The 15,811-nt window shown below is 51.1% G+C and carries 12 protein-coding genes; all 12 read right to left on the bottom strand.

What is annotated here, in order from left to right; genetic code table 11:
* Positions 1-3: 3 nt before the first annotated feature.
* A complete protein-coding gene (locus tag ACFQ1C_RS02120; RefSeq protein WP_379556884.1) occupies positions 4-1,680 on the bottom strand; it encodes a methyl-accepting chemotaxis protein in 1,677 nt (558 codons plus the stop codon).
* A 189-nt stretch (positions 1,681-1,869) separates the two neighbouring features.
* Positions 1,870-4,593, bottom strand: a complete 2,724-nt coding sequence (gene secA / locus ACFQ1C_RS02115) for a preprotein translocase subunit SecA (RefSeq protein WP_379556883.1) — start codon at positions 4,591-4,593, stop codon at positions 1,870-1,872.
* A 50-nt stretch (positions 4,594-4,643) separates the two neighbouring features.
* Positions 4,644-5,495 (bottom strand): M23 family metallopeptidase, encoded by an 852-nt coding sequence (locus ACFQ1C_RS02110; protein WP_379556882.1) that lies wholly within the window; start codon positions 5,493-5,495, stop codon positions 4,644-4,646.
* A gap of 67 nt (positions 5,496-5,562) precedes the next feature.
* A complete protein-coding gene (gene lpxC, locus ACFQ1C_RS02105; RefSeq protein WP_379556881.1) occupies positions 5,563-6,486 on the bottom strand; it encodes a UDP-3-O-acyl-N-acetylglucosamine deacetylase in 924 nt (307 codons plus the stop codon).
* A 117-nt stretch (positions 6,487-6,603) separates the two neighbouring features.
* Positions 6,604-7,749 (bottom strand): cell division protein FtsZ, encoded by a 1,146-nt coding sequence (ftsZ, locus tag ACFQ1C_RS02100; protein WP_379556926.1) that lies wholly within the window; start codon positions 7,747-7,749, stop codon positions 6,604-6,606.
* A 70-nt stretch (positions 7,750-7,819) separates the two neighbouring features.
* On the bottom strand, positions 7,820-9,076 hold the full coding sequence (gene ftsA, locus ACFQ1C_RS02095; protein ID WP_379556880.1) for a cell division protein FtsA: 1,257 nt from the start codon (positions 9,074-9,076) through the stop codon (positions 7,820-7,822).
* Positions 9,036-9,803, bottom strand: coding sequence for a cell division protein FtsQ/DivIB (locus ACFQ1C_RS02090; protein WP_379556879.1), 768 nt, complete (start codon positions 9,801-9,803; stop codon positions 9,036-9,038). Before ACFQ1C_RS02090 ends, ftsA begins: the two co-directional genes overlap by 41 nt.
* Position 9,804: 1 nt before the next feature.
* A complete protein-coding gene (locus ACFQ1C_RS02085) occupies positions 9,805-10,722 on the bottom strand; it encodes a D-alanine--D-alanine ligase (RefSeq protein ID WP_379556878.1) in 918 nt (305 codons plus the stop codon).
* Positions 10,719-12,179: a UDP-N-acetylmuramate--L-alanine ligase gene (gene murC, locus ACFQ1C_RS02080; RefSeq protein WP_379556877.1), complete on the bottom strand. Its 1,461-nt coding sequence runs from the start codon at positions 12,177-12,179 to the stop codon at positions 10,719-10,721. The genes ACFQ1C_RS02085 and murC overlap by 4 nt, the downstream gene beginning before the upstream one ends.
* A 14-nt stretch (positions 12,180-12,193) precedes the next feature.
* Positions 12,194-13,315 carry an undecaprenyldiphospho-muramoylpentapeptide beta-N-acetylglucosaminyltransferase gene (gene murG, locus ACFQ1C_RS02075; RefSeq protein ID WP_379556876.1) on the bottom strand — a complete coding sequence of 374 codons (1,122 nt, stop codon included), beginning with the start codon at positions 13,313-13,315 and terminating at the stop codon, positions 12,194-12,196.
* The gene (gene ftsW, locus ACFQ1C_RS02070; RefSeq protein ID WP_379556875.1) at positions 13,315-14,487 is read right to left on the bottom strand and encodes a cell division protein FtsW; all 1,173 of its coding nucleotides are present in this window, start codon (positions 14,485-14,487) and stop codon (positions 13,315-13,317) included. Before ftsW ends, murG begins: the two co-directional genes overlap by 1 nt.
* A complete protein-coding gene (gene murD, locus ACFQ1C_RS02065; RefSeq protein WP_379556874.1) occupies positions 14,484-15,809 on the bottom strand; it encodes a UDP-N-acetylmuramoyl-L-alanine--D-glutamate ligase in 1,326 nt (441 codons plus the stop codon). Before murD ends, ftsW begins: the two co-directional genes overlap by 4 nt.
* Positions 15,810-15,811 lie beyond the last annotated feature (2 nt).

Raw genomic sequence — 15,811 nt, 5'->3', positions numbered from 1 at the left:
ATACTAGCGCCGATAATGTGCGCCAAGCGTGTCAGGCTCTAACTTAAAGCCTTGTACCAATTGTTGTAATCCCGCAGCTAATTCAGACAGCTCACGACTGGCGCTAGCGGTTTGCTCGGCACCGGCGGCCGTTTCGTCACCCACTTGATGAATACCGGTAAGGTTACGGCTAATGTCTTCTGTCACCGTGGCCTGCTCCTCTACCGCTGTCGCTATCTGGGCATTCATGTCGTTAATAGTTTGCACCGCCGCACTAATGAGTTCTAGGGCTCGTTCAGCTTCTTGCGCCTGCCCTACCGTCAACTCCGCCTGTTGGCGACCATGAGCCATGGCTGTTAGCGCCTGTTCGGCATCACCCTGCAGCTTGGCAATCATCGTCACTATTTCCTGAGATGACTTTTGGGTTTGTCCAGCCAGCTGGCGTACTTCATCGGCGACCACCGCAAAGCCTCGACCTTGCTCGCCGGCGCGCGCGGCTTCAATGGCCGCGTTAAGTGCCAGCAAATTGGTTCTGTCGGCAATATCTTGGATCACCTGCACCACGGTACTGATTTGGGTACTGCTATCGGCCAGAGACTGAACCACATGCCCCGTTGACACCACATCGTCGGCCAGTTTGCTAATAGAAACCACCGTCTGTTGTACCACTTTCTTCCCCTGCTCTGCCGCATCATTGGCTGAACTGGCTGATGCCGCCGCCAGGCTGGTATTTTGCGAGACTTCTTGCACCGTAGCCGCCATTTGATTGATAGCAGCGGCGACCTGATCCGTGTCTTGTTGCTGGCGGCTTAAGTTGGCGCTAGTTTGCAAAGAAACGGCTGACGTTTCTTCTGCCGCAGCCGATAGACTGCTACTGGACTGATGTATATGGCCGATGACTTCACGTAGCTTTTCGGTCATGTGCTGCAACTTGCCATACACTCCCGAACTATTGGCAGCAAAGCTCAAACTCAGATCACCCTCGGCAATCGAGCCCGCCACGCGTTCCATTTCACTCGGTTCGGCACCTAATGGTTGCAGCACCATGCGTCTTAGGATCAAACCCAACAACAGGCTCAAAACCACCAACAGGACCACCAGAGACGCCATAAACACCACCATCTGATAGTTACGCGCTTCTTGCGCCTGCAAACTCTCCGACAAACGTGTAAGCAGCATAGAGACAAACTTATCAACCGAATGACTTAGTGTCTTACGGGCCTGATCATACTCAACACCCAACACCTGTTGCTGGGCCAGTGCTCTTTGCCCCATAGCCATCAGCCGTAGGGCTTCCTGCTCCATATTAATCATAGTTATTGTTGCCTGGCGCCCTTTCTCTAACTGTGCCATTTCACTGGGTGTCAGTTCCATTTGCGACATCATTTCTTCATTAGAGGCTATGAGACCATTAACCCTGGGCGCTTGTCCCATCGTAATCGCCAGCACATCGCGATAGGCATTCAGCTTTTCCTGATTATCGGTGACTACATAATTACGAATATGGGTCGACAGTTCTGTCGAGTACATGCGCATCATGTTGCTACCATTAAAGTAGTTAAAGCGATCTTGGTGTGCTTTGCCCACATTCTGCTGAGACTGCAACAGAAGATAGAGGGCAAAGCCCAATACCAGCGCCAATGACAACACCACTAAGAATATGAGGCGAATTAACGACCTCAAGGTTAAACTCTTAAACATAAGGCACTCCATTTGCAGAACAACAGTACAATGAACTTTTAGCTGCATTGTATGCTTTAACTTACGCAAAAAGCATACAATTATTCTTAAATATGTATTACCACCAATCGAGCCCCCGGAATTAACTCTCTGCTGACCATAAAAAAACCGCCCTGTTGGGCGGTTTGAATGGTGAACTGTCAAAATGGCTTAACTTAGCTTGCCGTGGCACTGTTTATACTTTTTACCCGAACCACAAGGGCAAGCATCGTTGCGCCCTATCTTTTGTCCCTCGCGTACAAAAGGAGCACTATCACCGGCAGCGGGTGACGTCTCATCTTCTAGCAAGTTGTCGGCTGAAGCGTGACTGTAGTTTTGCGGTAAGCTTTCTGCTGCTTCACGGCGCTTTTCTTCTGCCGCAGCTACTTCTTCCTGACTTTGCACCTTCACCCGGCTCAAAATGCTGACCACTTCTCGTTTCAGATTCTCTAGCAACTGAGTGAACAACTCATAAGACTCACGCTTATATTCTTGCTTAGGGTTTTTTTGCGCATAGCCCCGCAAATGAATGCCTTGGCGCAGATGATCCATGGCCGCCAAGTGCTCTTTCCACAGTGTGTCTAGAGTTTGTAGCATCACCGAGCTTTCAAACTGGCGTATCACCTCGGAGCCGACGATCTCTTCTTTATCGGCATAGTCCTTGGCCGCTACAGCCTGTATTTGTTCGCGCAACTGTTCATCGTGCAGCTTATCGTTTTCTGTCAGCCAAGCGCTCACCGGCACTTCTAGGCCAAAGTCAGCCTGTAAGCGGCGCTCAAGCCCAGGTACATCCCACATTTCTTCTAATGATTGCGGCGGAATATACTCATCAACAATACCGTTGATTACGTCTTCGCGGATCACGCTGATGGTGTCGCTAATATCGCTGGCATCTAACAATTCGTTACGCTGCTCGTAAATCACTTTACGCTGATCGTTAGCCACGTCATCAAATTCAAGCAGGTTCTTACGAATATCAAAGTTGCGAGTTTCAACCTTGCGCTGGGCATTTTCAATGGCACGGCTTACCCAAGGGTGCTCAATGGCCTCACCTTCTTCCATGCCTAGCTTTTTCATCATACCGGTGACACGGTCTGAAGCGAAGATACGCATTAGCGCATCTTCCATCGACAGATAGAACCGGCTAGAGCCGGCATCACCTTGACGGCCCGCACGGCCACGTAGCTGGTTATCGATACGGCGTGATTCGTGACGTTCGGTACCAATTATATGCAAGCCACCGGCGGCAATCACAGCGTCATGGCGTACTTTCCAGTCGGCTTTAATCGCGGCAATTTGCTCGGCGTTGGGGGCTTCAAGCTTATCAATTTCTGACTGCCAGTTACCACCCAATACAATATCCGTACCACGACCGGCCATGTTGGTGGCAATGGTCACTACGCCAGACTCACCCGCTTCGGCAATAATCTGCGCTTCGCTGGCGTGAAATTTAGCGTTCAGTACCCGATGCGGTATCTTTTCTTTATCTAAAATACCCGATAACAGCTCAGAGTTTTCAATTGAAACCGTGCCCACTAACACTGGTTGGCCGCGCTCGACGCAATCTTTAATATCCACCACTATGGCTTGATATTTTTCCAGGGCGGTCAGGTACACCAAGTCGCCCTTATCTTTACGCACCATGGGCTTATTGGTGGGGATCACCACGGTATCCAAACCATAAATGTGCTGGAATTCGAACGCTTCGGTATCAGCAGTACCCGTCATGCCGGCTAACTTATCGTATAACCGAAAGAAATTCTGAAAGGTGATCGACGCGAGAGTCTGGTTTTCATTCTGAATTTTTACGCCTTCTCGAGCTTCTACCGCCTGGTGTAGCCCTTCAGACCAGCGACGCCCCGGCATGGTACGGCCGGTGTGTTCATCAACAATCACCACCTCGCCATCTTGTACTATGTAGTCAACATTACGCTCAAACAACGTGTGTGCACGTAACCCCGCATTAACATGGGCCAATAGCGTAATGTTGCTAGCAGAAAACAGCGAGTCGTCTTCTTCGATAAGCCCCATCCGCTTAAGCTCTTCTTCTACGAAGATCTGGCCGTTTTCGGTCAGTAGCGCCTGTTTATTTTTCTCATCAACCGTATAGTGACCATCACCAGTATATTCTTCGGTATCTTCTTTATCCTGCTTTACCAGCTTAGGGATCAAGGTGTTAATTCGAATATACAGCTCGGAGCTGTCTTCGGCAGGGCCAGAGATAATGAGGGGGGTGCGGGCTTCATCAATTAATACCGAGTCCACCTCATCCACCAGTGCGTAGTACAAAGGCCGCTGCACCCGTTGCTCGGGCGAAAAGGCCATGTTGTCACGTAAATAGTCGAAGCCAAACTCGTTATTGGTGCCGTAAGTAACATCAGCGGCATAAGCGGCGTGTTTTTCAGCCGAGTCCATACCAGGTAAGTTGCAGTCGACCGTCATCCCTAAGAACTCATACAGGGCGCGGTTAGTTTCCGCATCACGGCGTGCCAAGTAATCATTCACCGTCACCACGTGTACACCACGGCCGGTCAGTGCATGCAGATAGACAGGTAGGGTACCAGTGAGCGTTTTACCTTCACCGGTTTTCATTTCGGCAATTTGATTGTTGTGCAATACCATGCCGCCAATCATCTGCGCATCAAAATGGCGCATATCGTACACACGACGTGACGCCTCGCGCACGGTAGCAAAGGCTTCTGGCAATAATTGCTCTAAGGTTTCGCCCTGCTCTAAACGTTGGCGAAATTCAACGGTTTTAGCCTGCAGCTCGGCATCAGAAAGTGCTTCGAACTTCGGCTCCATCGCATTGATTTCATCTACAACTTTACGCAGCCGTTTTAAGGTTCTGTCGTTACGGCTACCAACTATCATGGTAAAAAATTTAGTAATCATATTTGGCCAATAATGATGATGGAAGATAAAACCCCGTATGGGGCCGAACGTTAATATGGCAAAAAGCGCTTAGGATCCAGCTGCCGGTTACCTTTCAATACTTCATAATGCAAATGAACGCCAGTTGCCCGCCCTGTACGTCCCATTCGGGCAATCTCTTGCCCATTTTCAACGCGCTCTCCCACTTGAACCAGTAGTGAATCTAAATGGGCATATCGTGTAATCCACCCCTGACCATGGCTAATTTCAACCATGTTGCCAAACGCGGGATGTCGTTCAGAAAGACTCACCACGCCCGTGGCGGTTGCCGCTATGGGTTGCCCCTTCTTACCGGCAAAGTCTAAGCCGCGATGCCACCGAGCATGACCGGTAAAAGGATCACGACGTTGGCCAAAGCCCGAGCTTTCACGACTGTAACCTGGCACCGGATGACCTTGGATCCGCGTAATCTCATTGATATGGAGGTTCAATAGCAAAGATTCAAGTGCCGCCAAGTTTATGCCATATTCTTGAGTTTGCGCTAACACTTGCGTTAGTGTTTGATGCAAATCAGAAAACCCGCTAAATGGGCGTTGTAATAAGTTAACGTCTAATCGTTGCAGTGGCAATTCATCCACTAAATCATAATCTTTAACTAACCGCTGCCCCATCATGCTTACTTGGCCTAGCTCAGCTTGCAACTGCCCTAAACGCTGACCGATACGACTTAATTCGCGTTGTTGATGACGCTGTTGCTGTTCTAGTTGATAGCCTAATCGCCCCTGCTGTTGCTGTGCTTCTTGCCACTGAGTGTATAAATACAAAATGACGGGTAGCTGCAGTAAACACAGGCCGACCAGCAGCCAGTGGCTAAGCCGTCTAAATGGGGCACGAGTGCCAATAGCAGAGGTAGTCTGGGTCATGGAGTTAAGCTACAGAAAATAAAAAGACACGGCAGCGGAGAGAGTGCTGGCGTGTCTTAGATTGATGTTAGGCGGGACTAAACGCGGTATCGTAGTAACGAATTGGCGACTGTGCATCTTGCTCGCCAAAGGTGACAATTTCCCACGCTTCGGTGTTGGCAAGCATGGCGCGCAATAACGTATTGTTAAGCGCATGTCCGGTTTTGTAAGCGCAAAACTCACCCAAAATACTGTGATTACACATATATAGGTCGCCAATGGCGTCCAACATCTTGTGCTTCACAAATTCGTTGGGGTAGCGCAGGCCGTCGTCGTTTAGCACCTTGTAATCATCCAGTACTACGGCATTTTCTAAACTGCCACCTAATGCGAGGTTTTGTGAGTGCAAATATTCAATATCACGCATAAAACCAAAGGTACGAGCGCGGCTAAGTTCTTTTACAAATGCGGCCCCCGAAAAGTCCAATACCAGATGCTGGCTTTCGCCGGCAAAGGCCGGATGGTCGAAGTCGATGGTTAAGTCCATCTTAAAGCCACCATTGTGAGGCCTAAACTCAGCCCACTTATCACCGTCTTCTACACGTACTGTTTTCTTAATGCGAATAAAGCGCTTTAGCGCGTTAAGCTCGCGAATACCGCCAGACTGTAATAAATAAATAAAAGGATGCGAGCTGCCGTCCATAACCGGTACTTCGGGAGCGTCTACCTCAACAATCAGGTTATCAATGCCCAGCCCCGCTAACGCGGCAGACAAGTGCTCTATGGTAGAGACTCGCACGCCTTCTTCATTAACTAAGGCAGTACACAGCATGGTATCTTTTACCAAGGCAGCATCAGCTTTAATATCGACCTGCGGGTCCAGATCGGTACGACGAAACACGATACCTGTGTTGGCCGGCGCGGGTACAAAGGTCATTTGTACTTTATGGCCAGAGTGCAGGCCAATTCCGGTGGCTTGCACGGTATTCTTTAACGTTCGTTGTCTAATCATAGGTTATCCGCCAGTAGCTTATCGACCCATTATTATGAATCATGGGTCAGATGCGAACCGAATTCAAATGGTCCGATATGTTAGCATAATAATCCACCATCGCAAATTACGACCCTGTTAGTCCGCTTGCTTGCGCAGGAACGCAGGGATATCCAGGTAATCCATATCTGTCTTAGCTTGAGTCGCGTCAGCGTTAACCACCATCTTACCTTGCTGCTCTTCACGCTGCGTATCCACATGGCGCATGCCATTGTCGTCACGATTGCTAGTGCCTGATTTTACCAAGGTAATATCGGGCTTACGCTCAGCGCCAATGCCGGTCGCAACTACTGTAACTCGTAGCTCATCACTTACATCAGGATCCAATACCGTACCGACTACCACAGTGGCATTTTCAGACGCGAAGGCTTTAACCGCATTACCTACGGTTTCAAATTCTTCGATAGTCATGTCTAGGCCGGCGGTAATATTCACTAGAATACCCCGTGCACCTGCCAAATCAACATCTTCTAGTAGCGGGCTAGAAATGGCTTTTTCAGCCGCTTCTTCGGCTCGGTCTTCACCGGTTGCGCTGCCAGTACCCATCATAGCGGTACCCATTTCGCGCATTACAGTTCGCACGTCTGCAAAGTCGACGTTGATTAAACCAGGACGAGTAATCAGCTCAGCAATCCCCTGTACCGCACCGAGCAAAACGTCGTTCGCCGCTCTAAAGGCATCCAACAACGAAATGCCTCGGCCCAATACTTTCAACAGCTTGTCGTTAGGAATAGTGATCAAGGAGTCAACATGCTTGGCTAACTCATTAATGCCTTGCTGGGCATAGGTCATGCGCTTTTTGCCTTCAAAGGCAAACGGCTTGGTCACCACGGCAACCGTTAAAATACCTAACTCTTTCGCTATTTCGGCAACGACTGGTGCTGCACCGGTCCCGGTGCCTCCCCCCATACCTGCGGCAATAAACACCATATCAGCGCCATTGAGTAATTCACGAATGGCGTCGCGATCTTCCAGTGCGGCGTCGCGACCCACCTCTGGATTAGCGCCAGCCCCTAAGCCTTTGGTGATGTCACCACCGACCTGCAGAGTACGAGAAGCACTGGAGTTACGCAGCGCTTGGGCGTCGGTATTAATGGCTAAAAACTCGACACCTTCTAGATTTTCACGCACCATGTGTTCAACAGCATTACCGCCGCCGCCGCCCACACCCACGACTTTAATGACGGCTTCCTGCTCGTGATCGTCATTCATTAATTCAAACATGTTATTAGGCATAAGAGTCTCTCCACTGTGCTCTTGCCGACTTATTTACTGTGAATAAGTACGGCCAAGATTAAAATTCGCCACGCACCCAGTTGCCAATTCGTTTAAAAATCGACCCAAAACTGGATTTCCCGTTGTAGTCCTGCTGAGGCATTGACTGGTGCTCCTTACCGTAGTGCAATAAGCCAACGGCTGTGGAGTACACGGGTGTCTCAACATAATCTGATAATCCTTTCACACCCGTAGGCTGGCCAATACGCACCTGACATTGAAATATTTGCTCGGCACATTCTACCAGCCCTTCAATTTGCGCTGCACCACCGGTTAATACCAAACCTGCTGCCAACTGATGTTTAACACCGGCTTTTTTCAGCTCTGCTTGAATTTCACTTAGCTCTTGGTTGATCATGCCCAGCAGCTCGCTATAACGTGGCTCAATCACTTCGGCCAATGTCTGACGCTGCAGGCTGCGGGCCGGACGGCCCCCAACACTTGGCACTTCTATGGTGTCTTCTTTGCTCACCAAGCGACTAAAGGCATTACCATGGCGCATTTTAATGGCCTCGGCATCCAGTGGTGGCGTGCCAAAAGCGTAGGCAATATCACTGGTTACCGTGCTGCCCGCATAGGGGATCACCTTGGTATGGCGCAAGGCGCCACCGGTGAATACCGCCATATCCATGGTGCCGCCGCCCATATCGACCACACATACACCCAGCTCTTTCTCGTCGTCAGTGAGTACCGCATAACTCGATGCTAAGGCGCTGAATATCAGCTGATCAACCCGTAAGCCCAAGCGCTCGACGCACTTTTCGATATTACGCGCCATGTCGTTATGGCACGTAATAAGGTGCACTTTAGCGTGCATCCGTACCCCTGACAGACCGATGGGGTTTTTAATCCCTTCTTGAAAATCGATGGAGTACTCTTGTGGTAGTACATGCAGCACTCGATGTTCATCTGATAACCGTACCGATTTAGCAGTATGGATAACATTATCAACATCTTCTTGAGTCACTTCTTCGTCAGAAATCGGCACCATCCCGGTTTCATTACGGCATTCGATATGCTTGCCCGATAAGCCAAGATAAACGGAGGTGATCTGGCAATCTGCCATCATTTCCGCTTCATCTACTGCTCGCTTTAGTGACTTAACCACTGATTCAAGATCGTTTACCCCGCCCTTGTCCATTCCTTTTGAAGAATGACTACCAAGGCCTATTACGTTTAAATCGCCATCGGGTAACACTTCCCCAACCAGCGCCGTTACCTTAGCCGTGCCGATATCAAGCCCGACGATCAGGTTTCTTTCCGCGTTTTTGGTCATTATCCGTCTCTTCGTCCTGCTTCCATCCCACTGCCAGCCCGGTATCGTAACGCAAATCGAGGTAAGCTACCCGCTCGCGCTGTTCGATGCCCGGATAGACATCAATAAAACGTTGCAACCGCGCTTCTATATCTTCTCGGCCCAGTAACAACTTAATTCCACTTTTTAAGGTTAATTCCCAAGAGCGTCGAGGCGTCAAGTGAACTCGCTCGATATCATACCCTTTGGGCTGTAATAATGTTTGCACATGCTGGTACTCCTCTAATACTCGCGCCGACTCTTCATCGGGCCCGGATAAAGACACCAGTGCTAATCCTGGGTGGCGAGTGCGAAACACTTCACCATGTATATTAAGCATTGCATCTTGGTTCCAGTGGGCCGCTACCTGTTGCTCAATAAGGTAGACCCGCACCGTATCCGGCCACTGTTTACGTACCGAGGCCTGATATACCCAAGGTAGCGACTGTAACTGCTGTTGCACTTGATCGACTTCTAGGGCAAAAAAGTTACCTACACTGGGTAGCTTGAGCACCGATTGGCGTATTTCATCTCGGCTAAGGTAACGGTGCTCCCCCTGAATAATCAGATTGTTCACCGGTACTTGGTTAGCCGCCGTCATCCAAACCACCAGCACCCATAGCCCCCACAACAGTGCCGACAGCACTAACAAAAAAAAGGTCAGGCCACCGATGAAGGCAAGCCGAGTGCGGGCTACGGCAACGGTCATATCAGTATGCCTGCTCCAACACTGCAACTACCAGCTGCTCAAATGACAAGCCGGCCACTTTGGCCGATTTGGGCACTAGGCTGGTTTCGGTCATACCGGGTACGGTATTTACTTCCAGCAACCACCACTGTCCGGCTTTGTCTTGCATAAGATCGACTCGGCCCCAACCACTAGCGGCAACTGCCGTAAAGGCGGCCACACTTAATGCGCCCAGCGCCTGTTCATCGGCGTCACTTAAGCCACATGGGCATAAATACTCGGTATCACCAGACTGGTACTTAGCCGAGTAATCATAAAAATCATGGGTGGTACGCAGACGAATAGCCGGTAAAGCCTGTTCGCCTAAAATGCTCACCGTGTATTCGTCGCCATCTATAAAGCGCTCAATCAATACTTCAGCGTCAAATTTAAACGCTTCTGCAACTGCCGCAGTTAAGGTGGCAGCATCGGTAGCTTTGGTCATGCCAATGCTGGAGCCTTCATTGGCCGGTTTAACAAACACCGGGCCATCAAATTGCGCTAGCAACTCGGCAGCATCAGTGGCTTTAAACTGGTCTTTGTGCACCACACGAAAGTCGGCAGTAGGCAGGCCCATGGTTTTCCACACTTGTTTAGTGCGTATCTTGTCCATCGCCAAAGCCGCTCCCAACACCCGAGAGCCGGTATAAGGCACACCAAGATGCTCTAGTGCCCCTTGCAAGGTACCGTCTTCGCCCCCTCGTCCATGCACCACAATAAAAGCGCGTTCAAAACCTTCTTCTTTAAGCTGGGCCAAAGGATAGCCTTGGGTGTCTATACCGTGAGCATCAACTCCCGCGCGCTGCAATCCCGCCAGTACCGCAGCACCAGAGCGCAGCGACACCTCTCGTTCAGCCGAATGCCCACCAAACAATACTGCGACTTTACCGAACTGTGTCATCCCTGCTCTCCTTGCTGCATGGCAGCAATTGATAGTTGTAATTCACCCAGCTGACGCGCTAATCCACCCACATTACCTGCACCTTGAGTAAGGACTAAATCGCCATCTTGTAGCAACTCCGCCAATACCTTGGGAACCTCACCGGGCGTGGCAACATAAATGGGTTCCATTTTTCCACGGCTGCGTACAGAGCGGCACAGCGCGCGGCTGTCGGCACCGGGAATCGGTGTTTCGCCTGCACTGTACACTTCAAGCAAGATCAGCACATCGGTTTTCGATAATACATCAACAAAATCTTCATACAGGTCGCGGGTGCGGCTATAACGATGAGGCTGATAAATAGTGATGAGGCGTCGCTCTGGCCAGCCGGCCCGCACCGCTTGTTGTGTGGCCCGCACTTCGCTGGGATGGTGTCCGTAGTCATCGACTAACTTAGCCAGCCCGCGACCAGTCTCAAACTCACCATACTGCTGAAAACGTCGACCCACACCTTCAAACTTCATCAGCGCCGCCAAAATTGCCTTATCTGTCACGCCATCTTCACAGGCGACGGCAATAGCTGCCGTCGCATTTTGTGCATTGTGTCTGCCTGGCAAGTTCAGCTGTACGTTAAGAACACTACCGTCGGGCCGACAGACACTAAACTGGCAATGATCCCTGTTCTGACTAAAGTCGGTAATACGGTAATCGGCATCATCAACGAAGCCATAGGTCACACACTGGCGGCTCACCCGAGGCATTAGCTCTCGCACCACCTCATCATCGATACACAATACCGCCAAGCCGTAAAACGGTAAGTTATGTAAAAAATCGATGAAGGTGTCTTCTAACTTGCTGAAGTCTCCGCCATAGGTGTCCATGTGATCAGCTTCAACATTGGTCACAATGGAGACCATGGGCTGCAGATGCAAAAAAGACGCATCGCTTTCATCGGCTTCGGCAATCAAATAACGGCTGCTGCCTAAGCGAGCATTACAACCCGCACTGTTTAGCAGACCACCAATCACAAAGGTTGGATCGCGCCCTGCTTCACCATAAATGCTGGCAATAAGGCTGGTGGTGGTGGTTTTTCCATGGGTACCCGCCACCGCGACACCGTGGCGAAAGCGCATGAGCTCCGCCAACATTTCTGCGCGGCGCACTACAGGAATTCGCAATTCTCGGGCGGCCATTAGCTCTGGGTTATCGTCACTAATGGCTGTGGAGATGACCACCACACTCACGTCGGCCACTTGCTCTGGCGCATGACCTAAATAAATGGTGGCGCCCATGGCGGCTAACCGATCGGTGACCGGGTTGTAGGCAATATCGGAGCCCGAAATAGCATAACCTTCGTAGGCCAGCACTTCGGCAATACCGCCCATACCCGCACCACCGATGCCGATGAAGTGAATGCGGCGCACCCGTCTCATCTCGGGTACCATGCTTCTGATTTTTGCCAGTTCAACCTTGGTCATGCCATTCTCTCAATTTATTTCGCTACCGCTCGCAAGCTCTCGGCCACGCGCTCTGCAGCATCGGTAATTGCTAAAGTTCGCGCCTGTTCGGCCATGGCCAACAGTTGCGATCGATTCTCGCTAAAATGCTGCAGCTGCTCGGCAAGCGTTATCGCACTTAGCTCAGACTGCGCCATTATGATGGCCGCGCCCTGCTCGGACAAAGTTCGAGCGTTTTTAGTTTGATGATCATCTACCGCATGAGGCAGCGGCACAAATATCGCCCCCACACCGGCGGCTGCCACTTCGGATACAGTTAACGCTCCGGCTCGGCACACCACTAGATCAGCATGGCCATATGCGGCGGCCATATCGTCGATAAAGTCACTCACCTCGGCCTTAATGCCGTGCTGTTGGTAGGCCGCCTGTACAGCAGTGGCGTTACCTTTACCGGTTTGGTGGCGCACTTGAATATTGCCCGCCAGCGACACGGCTTGCGGGACGAGTTCATTTAATACTTTGGCGCCTAAGCTACCGCCGACTACCAGCAATCGCAACGGCTGAGCAGTGGTGATAATGCGGCTTCTAGGTGCCGGTAATGCCAGTACGTCAGCTCGCACCGGATTACCGACGATTTGAGTATTATCCGCATTAGCAAAGGCACCGGGAAAAGCCATTAATATCCGCTTAGCCAAGCGTGCCAGTAACTTATTGGTCATGCCCGCCGCCGCATTTTGCTCATGCAGCACCAGCGGAATACCAGCTAACCACGCCGCCACGCCACCGGGGCCCGCGGCAAAGCCACCCATGCCTAACACTACCTGGGGCCGAACTTGTTTAAGCACGCGGCGTGCTTGCCAAATGGCCCTTAAAATATGCAGAGGTGCCAACAGTTTGCGCTTAAGTCCATTGCCGCGAACACCGGCAATGGCAATGGTATGCAGCGGATAGCCATGTTTAGGCACTAATTGAGCTTCCATGCGCTCGGCGGTGCCAAGCCAATGAATATTCCAGCCCTGGGCGCGCAATACATCAGCCACCGCTAACCCCGGAAACACATGGCCGCCGGTACCGCCGGCCATCACTAGCAAGGTTTTCGCTAAGGGCTTGTTTTGCCCCTGAGGCTGAGTCTGGTCTTGCACTGCTTGGTTATTCACTACGTGGCCTCCCGCTGTCTGGCTTGCATATGGTCGCGACGCCATTCAAAGTCGATGCGCAGCAAAATAGCCACCGCGGTGCTCATCACTAATAAACTCGAGCCACCGTAACTAACCAGAGGCAAGGTCAGTCCTTTAGTCGGCAGCATGCCTGATGTCGCGCCCACGTTGACCACGGTTTGAAAGCTAAACCAAATACCGATGCCCATCGCCAAATACCCTTCGTATTGACGGCCACCTAGCAGCACTTTTTGCCCAATATGCATCGCCTTAAAGGCCAGCCACCCTTGCAGTAGCAGCACCAACAATACGCCGGTGTAGCCTAACTCCTCACCTAAAATAGCGAATACGAAGTCGGTATGGGCTTCGGGCAAATATTCAAGCTTTTGAATCGAGTTACCTAAGCCTTCACCAAACCAGCCGCCACGGCCAAAGGCCATTAACGATTGCGTTAGCTGATAACCACTACCAAACGGGTCTTCCCAAGGGTTTAAAAAAGAGGTCACTCGGCGCATACGATATGGCGCATTAACAATAAGGAAGACCAATAATCCCACGCCTAATCCCACCAGGCTTAAGAACTGACTCAGGCGGGCTCCAGCCAAAAACAACATGCCTAGAGTGGTCATAAACAACACCACCACCGAGCCTAAGTCTGGCTGCATTAATAGCAATACCGACATCACGCCCATCACTGCCAGCGGCTTTATAAACCCGCGCCACTTGCCGCGCACTTCATCTTGGCGTCGCACCAGATAGCCCGCTAAAAAGGTAAAAAGCGCCAGCTTAGCCACCTCTGCCGGTTGTAAGTTTAATAAGCCTAATGGCAACCAGCGCTGACTACCGTTAATTTCTCGTCCCACCACCAGTACTAATACCAGCATTAATATTGCGATTATCAGAAATGCACTGTTAAACGCCTGCCAGCGCGCCATGGGTATTTGCAACACTACCGCACTGAGCCCCAAACAAATCACCAAGGACACCGCGTGACGCTTTACAAAAAAGAACGGGTCGTTATTGATGCTAATGCCTTCAGATATTGACGCAGAAGACACCATGATTAAGCCGACAGCCATTAATGCCAACGATAAAATCACCAACTGGCGATCGTAAATTAACCCTGTCGAGGGCCGTGTTAGCCAGTCGCTACCAAAGCTCGGCCACTTCATAGTGTCTCCACCAGAGTAATAAAGTGCTCACCCCGTAATTGATAATTAGCATACATGTCGAAGCTGGCGCATGCGGGAGCCAGCAGCACGCAGTCCCCCGCCCGAGCCTGTGCCGCACACCAAGCCACAGCTTCATCGAGATTGCTCACCTCATGGGTGTTGTCTGCCAGTGCGAGCAGTTGGTGTCGGTCTTGACCAAAACACACCATGACGGCAATGGCGCTGTTTAGCAGTGCAGTTAATGGAGAAAAATCTTGGGCTTTACCTTGGCCACCGGCGATTAACCATAATCGTCCGCTAATCACTTCGCTCATGCCGGCAATCGCGGCCAGTGTAGCCCCCACATTAGTGGCTTTGGTATCATTCACCCACAGCACGCCCTGCTTCTCGGCCACAAACTGACACCGGTGTTTTAAGCCAGTGAAACGGCGTAATACCGCCAACTGTGCCACTTGCGGTATACCAGCTTGGTCGGCCAATGCCATAGCAGCCAGCGCATTAAGCTGATTGTGGGTGCCTAATATCTTTAAGGCAGATACCGGCAGTACGGGCTCGCCAAAGCGACTTAACCACAACTCACCTTGATGCTGAATGCGGCCATAGTCTGTCTGATCGAGACCAAAGCTCACCATAGCTCCAGATTTTGGCGGACGAGTCTGATCGTCTTCCCGGTTATAAACGGCTAGGCTGGCTTGGTGGTAAATTTCGAGTTTGGTATCACGATAGTGAGCAAGGGAGTCATAGCGATCCAGATGGTCTTCGCTGATGTTAAGCACAGTGGCCGCACAGGCGGTCAGGCTAGAGGTAGTTTCCAGCTGAAAGCTGGACAGCTCGAGCACTATCAATTCAAGTGCAGCTGAGGGCTCTACCTGTTCCAGCTCAGAGGACAGTAAATCCAATGCCGGCGTGCCAATATTACCGCCCACACCCACTTTAATGCCGGCCTCAATCCCCATCTCACCTACTAATGTGGTGACGGTGCTTTTGCCGTTAGAACCGGTAATGGCAACAATAGGCGCTGTGCATTCACGCACAAACAACTCGATGTCACCTACTATTTCAATGCCTGCCGCTAGTGCTTGCTGCAGCTCGGGAGTCTTCAGCGCTACCCCAGGGCTTGCCACAATGAGTTGCGCCGCCAACATGGGCGCCAGCGTCAGTTCACCAAAATGCCGCTCTATGTGCTCCGGCAGCTGATCAGCCCCCGGAGGGCAAGCTCGTGTATCCATGATCACGGGGCTAATGCCTCGTGCTAGGCAATAGTTCAAGCAAGACAGTCCCGTCTGCCCTAAGCCAATGATCAAGATACGCTCGGGTAACATGC

It is taken from the genome of Oceanisphaera ostreae, assembly GCF_042676125.1.
Lineage (GTDB): Bacteria > Pseudomonadota > Gammaproteobacteria > Enterobacterales > Aeromonadaceae > Oceanimonas > Oceanimonas ostreae.
Note: the sequence above shows the minus strand (reverse complement) of the source record. Positions and strands in the feature narration are given on the sequence as shown.

What these genes read in the sequence shown, in the direction of transcription:
- ACFQ1C_RS02120 (WP_379556884.1), bottom strand. Translation starts at nt 1,680, where the DNA reads ATGTTTAAGAGTTTAACCTTGAGGTCGTTAATTCGCCTCATATTCTTA.
- secA (WP_379556883.1), bottom strand. Translation starts at nt 4,593, where the DNA reads ATGATTACTAAATTTTTTACCATGATAGTTGGTAGCCGTAACGACAGA.
- ACFQ1C_RS02110 (WP_379556882.1), bottom strand. Translation starts at nt 5,495, where the DNA reads ATGACCCAGACTACCTCTGCTATTGGCACTCGTGCCCCATTTAGACGG.
- lpxC (WP_379556881.1), bottom strand. Translation starts at nt 6,486, where the DNA reads ATGATTAGACAACGAACGTTAAAGAATACCGTGCAAGCCACCGGAATT.
- ftsZ (WP_379556926.1), bottom strand. Translation starts at nt 7,749, where the DNA reads ATGTTTGAATTAATGAATGACGATCACGAGCAGGAAGCCGTCATTAAA.
- ftsA (WP_379556880.1), bottom strand. Translation starts at nt 9,076, where the DNA reads ATGACCAAAAACGCGGAAAGAAACCTGATCGTCGGGCTTGATATCGGC.
- ACFQ1C_RS02090 (WP_379556879.1), bottom strand. Translation starts at nt 9,803, where the DNA reads ATGACCGTTGCCGTAGCCCGCACTCGGCTTGCCTTCATCGGTGGCCTG.
- ACFQ1C_RS02085 (WP_379556878.1), bottom strand. Translation starts at nt 10,722, where the DNA reads ATGACACAGTTCGGTAAAGTCGCAGTATTGTTTGGTGGGCATTCGGCT.
- murC (WP_379556877.1), bottom strand. Translation starts at nt 12,179, where the DNA reads ATGACCAAGGTTGAACTGGCAAAAATCAGAAGCATGGTACCCGAGATG.
- ftsW (WP_379556875.1), bottom strand. Translation starts at nt 14,487, where the DNA reads ATGAAGTGGCCGAGCTTTGGTAGCGACTGGCTAACACGGCCCTCGACA.
- murD (WP_379556874.1), bottom strand. Translation starts at nt 15,809, where the DNA reads ATGTTACCCGAGCGTATCTTGATCATTGGCTTAGGGCAGACGGGACTG.